The 242-nt window shown below is 70.2% G+C and carries 1 pseudogene; it reads right to left on the reverse strand.

Annotated elements, in window-relative coordinates:
* Positions 1 to 242, reverse strand: a pseudogene (locus LL06_RS26150) (glycosyltransferase family 1 protein); the annotation flags it as partial.

Below are 242 nucleotides of genomic sequence, written 5' to 3' on the forward strand. Positions count from 1 at the left end.
GTCGCGGCCTCCGGCGTGGTGGCGATCACCGCGTCCATGCGCGAGATCAGCCAGCGGGGGATCAGGCTGTGGCGCCGCTGGGCGGCCGAGGTGAAGACCAGCCGCACCGGCAGCCGCAGGATGTCGCGCGCGAAGAGCCCTGCGCGCATTTCCGGATTGCGGCGCACATGCCAGATATGGAATTTCCTGCCGGAGGGCGGTTCCCGCGACATCCGCACCGCCTGCCAGAACGGGATCGGCTC

This window comes from Hoeflea sp. BAL378 (genome assembly GCF_000759435.1).
Taxonomy (GTDB): Bacteria; Pseudomonadota; Alphaproteobacteria; order Rhizobiales; family Rhizobiaceae; genus Hoeflea.